The following is a 7,908-nucleotide window of genomic DNA, read 5'->3' on the forward strand; positions in this document are numbered from 1 at the left end:
TGTTCATCAGCAGCAGAGAGGCGAGATTATCAGGTGTTTCGCGATTTTCGTCAACCTCTTTTTTCTCTTCGTTTTCGCTACCGTGAGGTGGCGTCTGCGTCGAGGAGCGAGACTATAACAAAGCGCCATCAACCCCGCAAGGGTAGTTTTTCAACTTTGTCGAATCGCGTCGACCGCCCAGGTATAGCTGATGCGCTCCTGTTCGAGCCGTAGTCGTTCCTCAAACACATTGTCACGCAACTGAACAAATAGCCGCCGCTCCTGCTCGGTTAGCCGCACCAAGTCTGCCAGGTAACGTTTATCGCCATCCTCCTGTCCCCATACATGGCGGTGAGCCTGCAATGTCTCCTCATCCATCAGCAGCGATTCCACGCCGGGGATCGACGCCCGCAGGCGATCGAGGATCGCAAAGCCATGGGTATCGATATCGCCCCAGTACATGACGCGCCGGCTACGCAGCCAGTCGACCTGCGCCAGGCGGTCGATGCCATAGCCACCGCCGAATACCACCATGCTCGAGTCCATATCGGGAAAGGCCAGCGCATTCACCTCGTTCTCCGTGATGTAGACACGGTCCACGCCCGTGCGCAATGCAGCGAACTGCGCCACAGGCACCATCAGGTCGCAACAGCCGCCGATATGGTGCCGCTGGTCGAGCATGCGGAAACGAATCTGCGCCGGTTTGCCCAGCAGGCCATAACGCGCCTCGAACTGCCGCGCGCCAACGGCGCCGGCATCGATCGATTCGGCAGGCAGCACCTGGTCGAGCAATTCGGCAATCAATCCCTTGCGCACTTCGATGAACTTCGTGTCGACGCCCGGGATATCGAGCTGACGCAGATAAATGCCCGGACGCGGGTTCGTGACGAACCAGCGCAGTACGGCCAGGATCCGCTCCCATCCGTCCCTGTGCTCGAGCAGGCGTAGCGGCTGCCTGGCCAGCCATGGGCGAAGGATGGGAAACGCCTCGAGGGTCGTGGCAAGCAGTTCATCGAAGCGACGCGCATCCGCGCCTCGGCCGATCATGCGCAGCGCGGACGCCTCCGAATCCACGATGGCCGCCACCGGGATGCGGTTGCGTCCCAACTGGCGGTGGTTGATGTCACGCCAGACCAGTTCATAGCCATCGCCCCGTTCGGGACGGCTGCTGCTGCGCAAGGCGCCGATCCAGTCGCGCACGAGGTCGAACTGCTCTCCCATGGCGGCGACCGAAGGTTGCCGCAGCCGGACTTTATGCGGAAACAGGGTACCGCCGTCCAGGCGTGCGGCCAGGATGGCGCCGCTGTCCCACAGGCGCTGGACGCTGGCGACGATGTCGCCGGGCGACGACCATGCGCTGCGCATCGCGGTCATCCGACCCGCGCACCACGCTCGGCGCGGTACTCCTCGATGCTCAGGTAGCGCAGCATCGACTGCCGCCCTTCCTCGCTGTGCACAAATCCCAGGCCCGCCACGTAAGGCTCGATGATGTGGATCTTCTGCAGCGGCGTCACGATCAGCAGTTGCAGGTTCATGCGGCGGAACAGCTCCAGGCCATAGCGGGCCGACTCGTCGGAGCCCCGTCCGAATGCCTCGTCGATGACCACGAAGCGGAACGAGCGCGAACGCACGGCGCCCCATTCGAGGCCGAACTGATAGGCCAGGCTGGCGGCCAGCACGGTGTACGCCAGCTTCTCCTTCTGGCCACCCGACTTGCCGCCGGCATCGGTGTAATGTTCATGCTCGCTGTCGTCCTCGCGCCAGCGCTCGGACGCCGAGAACACGAACCAGTTGCGCACGTCGGTCACCTTGCGGGTCCAGCGCCGGTCCATCTCGGCGCTGCCTTCGCGTCCCCTGAAACGCTCGATGATGCGCCGCACCTGCAGGAATTTCGCCTCGGTGTATTCCTCGTCGCTCGACCCGGTCAGCGCGCCTTCGGTACAGCTGCGCAGGTCTTGCTGGAAGTCGCGCAGGTCGGCGTCCAGGCTCGGCTCCGCCTCCAGGGCGATGTAGCGATTCGGGTTGTAGTCAATCGCGTGCAGCGAGGTGTTGATGGTCTCGACCCGCTCGCGGATCGTTTCGCGTTCACGCTTGAGCTGCGACTGAAATCCGGCGATCTCGCGGATCGTGTTTTCGTTGAGCAGATCCTTGAATTTGCCGGCGAAGCGCGGCAGGTCGTCGGCCTCCAGCACCTGCAGCATGCGCCGGAATTCGGGCGCCGCCTCGATGCTCACATCGACCTCGCGCGCATCCAGCGGCCAGGTCGTCGCATAGTCCTGCATGGCGGTGATGATCCTGTCGCGCAGGGTCGCGATGCGTTTGCTGTCGGCGTCGATGCGTGCCTGGACGAATTCGCGCATATCTCGCTCGCGGTTATCGCACGATTCGACCGTCAGCGTGTGCTCGCCCAGCGCCTGCTCGCGCAGCGCCTCCAGCGCTGGCAACGTCGTTGCGCGCATGGCATCGTCGATCGCACTGGCAAGCGCCTCGCTCTCGCCCAGCAGGCTGCGAGCCTGGCTCAGTTTCTCCACCAGCGTCGCCAGCGCGGCATTGGCCTGCGCATGCTGCGCATCGATCCCGGCCTGCACGCCGCCGAGGTCGTGCAGCTGCTGCTGCAGTGTGCGCAGCAGGTCGGACGATGCCGCCAGCTCCTGCTGCTCGCGCTCAAGCCTGTCGATCATCGCCACCAGCGGCTTCCAATCGAGATCCGCGAAGCTGGCGAACACCGCCAGCTGCTGCCAGAGACCGAGCACCCTGCCCCATTCCGCAGCTTCGGCCTTGAGCTCGAGGATTTGCCTGGTATGTTCCGTGATACGCGTGGACAGGTCGCGCTCCTGCTTGGCCAGCGCTGCGATCTTTGCCTCGTTCGACCAGCCCAGCACATAGCTGGTGCGGTCGCCGATCTGGCGCCGGTCATCCTTTTCGTGTCGCTCGCCGCCCGACTTCACTTGTCCGTTGCGGGTGATCGCGCGCTGCTCGCGCCGGAACAGTTCCATCGAGTCGCAGCAGGCGTAGTCGAAGCGCCGCGCCAGCTCACCCTCGATCCAGGTATAGAACGGCGAATCCGGCTGGATCGACAGCTTGCGCACCAGCGAATGCGGATGCAGGGATGGCGGCTCGGCCGCGGACAATGGCCGCACCCGGTAATACACCAGGCGCGCGCCAAGGTGGGTACGCTCGGCCCACGCCGCCACCTGCGCATAATGCTGTTCGGGCACCAGCAGCGACAGGCCGAAGGCGTGCAGCAGGCGCTCGGCCGCCCCTTCCCAGGCACGTTCGTCTTCACGCACCTGGATCAACTCGCCGATGAAGGGCAGCGCGTCTGGCGCGATCGATAGCGCGTCGCACAAGGCTTCGCGCAAGGTCAGCATCTGGCGCGGGATGTTGGAACGGCGCTTGCGCAGCGATTCGAGTTCGTCGGTCAGTTCGCCGTGCAGCTTTCTCAGCTCGCGCACCGTCACGCCGGCCTCGGTCAGGCGGTTGCTGCGCTCGTCGCGCTGCGCGACGCAGGCGGCCTGGCCCGTATCAATGGAGTCCCGGTTGGCATCGAAGGTGCCGGCATCGTGCGGCGCCGGCAAGCCGAGCGCCGAGGCGATCAGCTCGTACTGCTGCGCGCGCGCGTTCTTTTCGCTGCGGGCGGCATCGACGCGCGCGATCTCGCCCTTGATCTGTTCGATCCGATTGCCGCCATTGGCCGAGATGGCGGCGGTCAGTTCGTCGCGCGTACGGGCATGTTCGCGCCGCTCCTGCTCCAGCTGGGCCAGGCGGCTGGCAGTGCGCTCCTCGTCCGCAGCCAGGTTGGCGATGCGCTTGTCCAGCAGCTCGGTCTTGAGCAGCGCGAACCAGGGCCGCAGGGCTTCGCGGCAGGTCCGCAGTTCATCCATCTGCGTCGCCAGCTCCGCATGGCGGTCGCAGTCGGCGTTCAGAGGCTGCAGGCGCTCGATCTGGGCGCGCGCCTTGAGCACCGCCTCGTGGGCCCGGTTCAAGTCATCGAAGTGCGCAATCAGCTCGTCGATGCGCGCCTGCACCGGGAACGGCTCGAGCATATGCTCGCGCACGAACTCGGTCAGGTTTCCCACCGATTTCATCGACACCGTCTGGTTGAACAGGTCCATCGCCTGCTCCGATGCGATGCCGAAGCGGCGCCTGAAATCGGCGCCATAGGCCGGGAAGCTGTCGTGCAGGGCGATGCCGGACCGCGCGCGCAGGCGCTTGCGCAGCTGGTTGATGTCGGCGAAGCCCGAAAAATCATCGGCGATCGTCAGTGCCGTTTCGGCGACCACATAGAATCGCTCCGGCTGGCCGCGCGGGTCCTTGAACCAGAATACCTGCGCGAGCGTGACGGTCTCGTCGTAGCCCTCGTTATGGAACTCGCCGAGCAGCACCGAATAGCTGTGCTGGTCGCGCAGGGCGACTGCACGGGCGCTCAATCCGGTGTCGCCGCGCTCGGACTTGAAGTGGCCCAGCACATAGGTGCGCAGCGAACGTTCGCGCGCCTCGGCGCCGGCCGCCTTGTTGTACGAGATCTTGTTGAACGGGACCAGCAAGGTCGTGAGCGCATCGACCAGGGTCGACTTGCCAGATCCGATATCGCCGGTCAGGAGCATATTGGCGCCGCCCGGCTGCATCCGCCATACGCGCTCGTGGAAGGTGCCCCAGTTATACACTTCGAAGCGGCGCAGGCGGAACCCGGCCTGCTCGGTCACCATGGCCAGGTCGGGATCGGGTCCGGCGTTCATTCGACGCCCTCCTTGCCGGCGGTCGCCGCGGCGTGCCCGGCATAGCCGTCCAGCCGCTGGGCGAAATCGTCGAGCCACTGGGCATCGACGAAGGCCTTCAATACGCGCCGCACTTCGAACTGCCCGTCCTGGCCGCGCAGGCGGCGCAAAAAGCCGAGGTCGACGACCTTGCCCAGATGCGTGTCCATGCGGTCGAGCAGGCGCGCTTCGTTGGCGGTATCGGGCAGGAACAGGCGCATCTGGTCGACGATGTCCTCGCGGCTGACGACCAGCCTGGTTTCCGCGCTGAGCGCGTCGAACTCGGCCAGCTTCTTGCGCAGCAGGACCAGGATCAGGCTGACCGGGAAGCTTAGTTGGCGGCGCTGGACCAGGCGCGGCAAGTCCGGCGTCTCGGGCGTCGATGCCCGCTGGCGCAGATAGGCATAGCCCTCGGCCTCGTCGAGGATCAATTCGAGCCCGATCACGCCGCAATAGTCGCGCACGCGCGCCTGCAGTTCGAGCAATGCTTGCCATTGCGGCTCGGCGTTCTCGCGGTACAGCACGCCCTGGAACAGGGTGACTACCACTTGTCCCAGCCGGTCGTCGTCGATCATTCGTCCTCTCGTTCCCGTAGTGTGAAGATTACCATCGGCAGCGTTGCCTGACGCTGGCGGCCATCGGTGCCGGTCCAGCGGATGCATTCCTCGCGTTCGTCGTCGATCACGGCGGCCACGTCCTGGGTCGCCAGTTTCAGGTATGTGGCCAGCTCGGCCAGGCCCTGTTCGATCGGGTTGTCCATCACGACCGCCGCCAGCGATACCTGGTTGCGGGTCTGCAGTGCGCGCCGCACATTGGACGCCAGGCGCACCTGGTCGATGTAGACCTGTTCGAACAGCGCGTCCGACAAGGTGGTCGCGCCGGCCTCCTCGACTTTCACCGCGCGGATGTCGGCCTTGAATGGCGGCGTATAGAGCACCCGCTCCATGGGCAGGGCAAACTCCGGCCCTGCGTCGTCGATGTCGGCGAAGGCAACGTCGGAAACCTGCCCGCGCAGCGACAGCGCTTTCTGCTCGACCTGCCGGATCAGCTCCATGATACGACGGTTCTCGAGCCAGGCCTGGTCGTCGAGATAACGGCGCAGTTGCTCCGACAGGCGCGCCACGGTGCGCTGGGTGACCTCGCCGGCTTCCAGCCAGTCGTAGTGGATGCGGCGCAGGCGGCCGTCGGGTTCGAGTTCGCGGATCGGCGCGAGCGCCATCACCTGTTCCAGCAGCTTGCCCAGTTCATCCTGGCGTGACGGCGACATCAGCAAGTCCCAGAAAGCGCGGAAGCTCTTGCCTTCGTCCGATTCGGTGATCAGGTCGCGCCAGCCGAAGATTTGCTGCAGCAGTTCGCCCTTGCCGCCGTCCCAGGTGGCGATCCTTTCGCGCACGCTGCGGTCGAGCGTACGGAAGTTCTGGTCGAGCGCGCGGAAATCGGACAGCAGTTCGCGCGCGGTGGCCGCCATCTGCAAAAAGCGTTCGCGCACCTGGGTCGGCTCCATCAAGGCCAGATGGCCCTCCTTGATCTGTGCGATCTCGGCATCGATGTCCGCCTTGCGTTTCTGGAGTTCGGCGATGCGCGCACGGGGATTGAGCTCGGTGCCGTCGGCGATCTGCTTGAGCAAGTCGAACACGGTCATCAACCGCGATTCGGTTCCGATGAAAGCGCGTTGGCCCAGGCCCTGCAACCATTCCAGCGCCTGCTCGGCGGGCGAAGTCAGATCGTAATGTGGCTCATCTTCGCCTGGTGGATAGTATTTGCGCAGCCAGCCGCGGTCGTCGGACGCCCAGTCATCGAGATAGCTCGCCGCAGGCTTGGGAAACGCCTGCTCGCCAGTCAGCTCATGGAGTTGGTACAGGTGATCGTCCAGCTGCGACACCAGCTGCTGGCGGGCGATCGTGCGTACATTCGGCGCGACGAAGCTGCGGTGCAGGAAGCTGGCGATCATCGGCGCATGGTCGGCTGCGAGGAGCCGCCAGGATGGGTGCGCACGGCGCTGGGCGAGAAGCTGCTGGTAATCCATCGCAGTTTACGACGACACGGCCGGCGTATCCGACATCGAAGCGACCAACTCATGGTACCAGCGCTCCTGGCGGGTCTTGTGCAGGCGATACCAGGCCTTGGCGGTTTCGGGTTTCCAGACCTTGAGCATCTTGAGCACCTCGTACGAGAATTCGAGCGGCGCCAGGCCGGTCGCCGTGACCAGGTTGTCGCCGCGCACGGCGGGCTCCTTGCGGTACATATGTTCGCCGCGATAGTCGGGGCAGGACGCTTTCAGAAATCCGAGATCGTTGGACGTGTGGCGCCGTGTGTTCAGTGCGCCGATGCTGCCCAGGCCGACGGTCGCGCCGCAAATGGCAGCGACCTGGTGGCCGTGGTCGAGCGCGTTGCGTGCCAGTTCGAGGGCTGGTCGTGCTTGTGCAGACTGCCAGATGTCCGCGCCTGGCAGCAAGAGCAGGTCGTTGTCGCCCATCTGGATGTCATTGATTGCCAGGTCTGGCGTGTGGATCACGCCGCCCATGCTCGTTACCGGGTCACCATGAATGCCTGCCTTGAGCAACTGGAAGTCTTTTGATGGGTCTGCGAAAAACCGACGGCTGTGCAGTTCTGCGGTTAGGTAGCCGATTTCCCAATCCGCGAGCGTATCGACCACAACCAGATAGACCTTCATCGCTATTCCTAGATAAGAAAATACTGTGACCTTGGGATTTTACGCGTGTCCAAAGCAAAAAACCCCACCAGGATCACCTGGTGGGGTTTTTCATATAACTAGCCTGACGATAACCTACTTTCACACTGGTTGCAGCACTATCATCGGCGCAAAGTCGTTTCACGGTCCTGTTCGGGATGGGAAGGGGTGGGACCGACTTGCTATGGTCATCAGGCATAACTTGTACGAGCAGTCGCGACGGTGCGCGCATGCTCTGAATCTGGAAGAAGTAATGTTGGGTTGTAGCTTGTATTCAAGCAGTTGTACTCGTCACAACCTTGACTACCAAGGTTATAGGGACAAGCCTTACGGGCAATTAGTACTGGTTAGCTTAATGCATTACTGCACTTCCACACCCAGCCTATCAACGTCCTGGTCTCGAACGACCCTTCAAGGAGCTCAAGGCTCCGGGAAATCTCATCTCAAGGCAAGTTTCCCGCTTAGATGCTTTCAGCGGTT

Annotated in this window: 5 protein-coding genes and 2 rRNA genes; all 7 read right to left on the reverse strand. The window is 63.7% G+C overall.

The annotated features are described in order from the left end of the window. Window positions 1-150 precede the first annotated feature (150 nt). Window positions 151-1,353 carry a DUF3322 domain-containing protein gene (locus SOM28_RS26210; RefSeq protein ID WP_320469955.1) on the reverse strand — a complete coding sequence of 401 codons (1,203 nt, stop codon included), beginning with the start codon at window positions 1,351-1,353 and terminating at the stop codon, window positions 151-153. Beyond that, a complete protein-coding gene (locus SOM28_RS26215) occupies window positions 1,350-4,718 on the reverse strand; it encodes an ATP-binding protein (protein WP_320469956.1) in 3,369 nt (1,122 codons plus the stop codon). The genes SOM28_RS26210 and SOM28_RS26215 overlap by 4 nt, the downstream gene beginning before the upstream one ends. Then, window positions 4,715-5,311: a DUF4194 domain-containing protein gene (locus tag SOM28_RS26220; protein ID WP_320469957.1), complete on the reverse strand. Its 597-nt coding sequence runs from the start codon at window positions 5,309-5,311 to the stop codon at window positions 4,715-4,717. Before SOM28_RS26220 ends, SOM28_RS26215 begins: the two co-directional genes overlap by 4 nt. Beyond that, window positions 5,308-6,762, reverse strand: a complete 1,455-nt coding sequence (locus SOM28_RS26225) for a DUF3375 domain-containing protein (protein WP_320469958.1) — start codon at window positions 6,760-6,762, stop codon at window positions 5,308-5,310. The genes SOM28_RS26220 and SOM28_RS26225 overlap by 4 nt, the downstream gene beginning before the upstream one ends. Window positions 6,763-6,768: 6 nt before the next feature. Further along, the gene (locus SOM28_RS26230) at window positions 6,769-7,410 is read right to left on the reverse strand and encodes a DJ-1/PfpI family protein (protein WP_320469959.1); all 642 of its coding nucleotides are present in this window, start codon (window positions 7,408-7,410) and stop codon (window positions 6,769-6,771) included. A gap of 101 nt (window positions 7,411-7,511) precedes the next feature. After that, window positions 7,512-7,624: ribosomal RNA gene (gene rrf, locus SOM28_RS26235) — 5S ribosomal RNA — on the reverse strand. Between the two features lie 120 nt (window positions 7,625-7,744). Beyond that, window positions 7,745-7,908: ribosomal RNA gene (locus tag SOM28_RS26240) — 23S ribosomal RNA — on the reverse strand; the annotation flags it as partial.

Origin of the sequence: Massilia sp. CFBP9026 (genome assembly GCF_034045165.1) — a bacterium.
GTDB lineage: Bacteria > Pseudomonadota > Gammaproteobacteria > Burkholderiales > Burkholderiaceae_D > Telluria > Telluria arenae.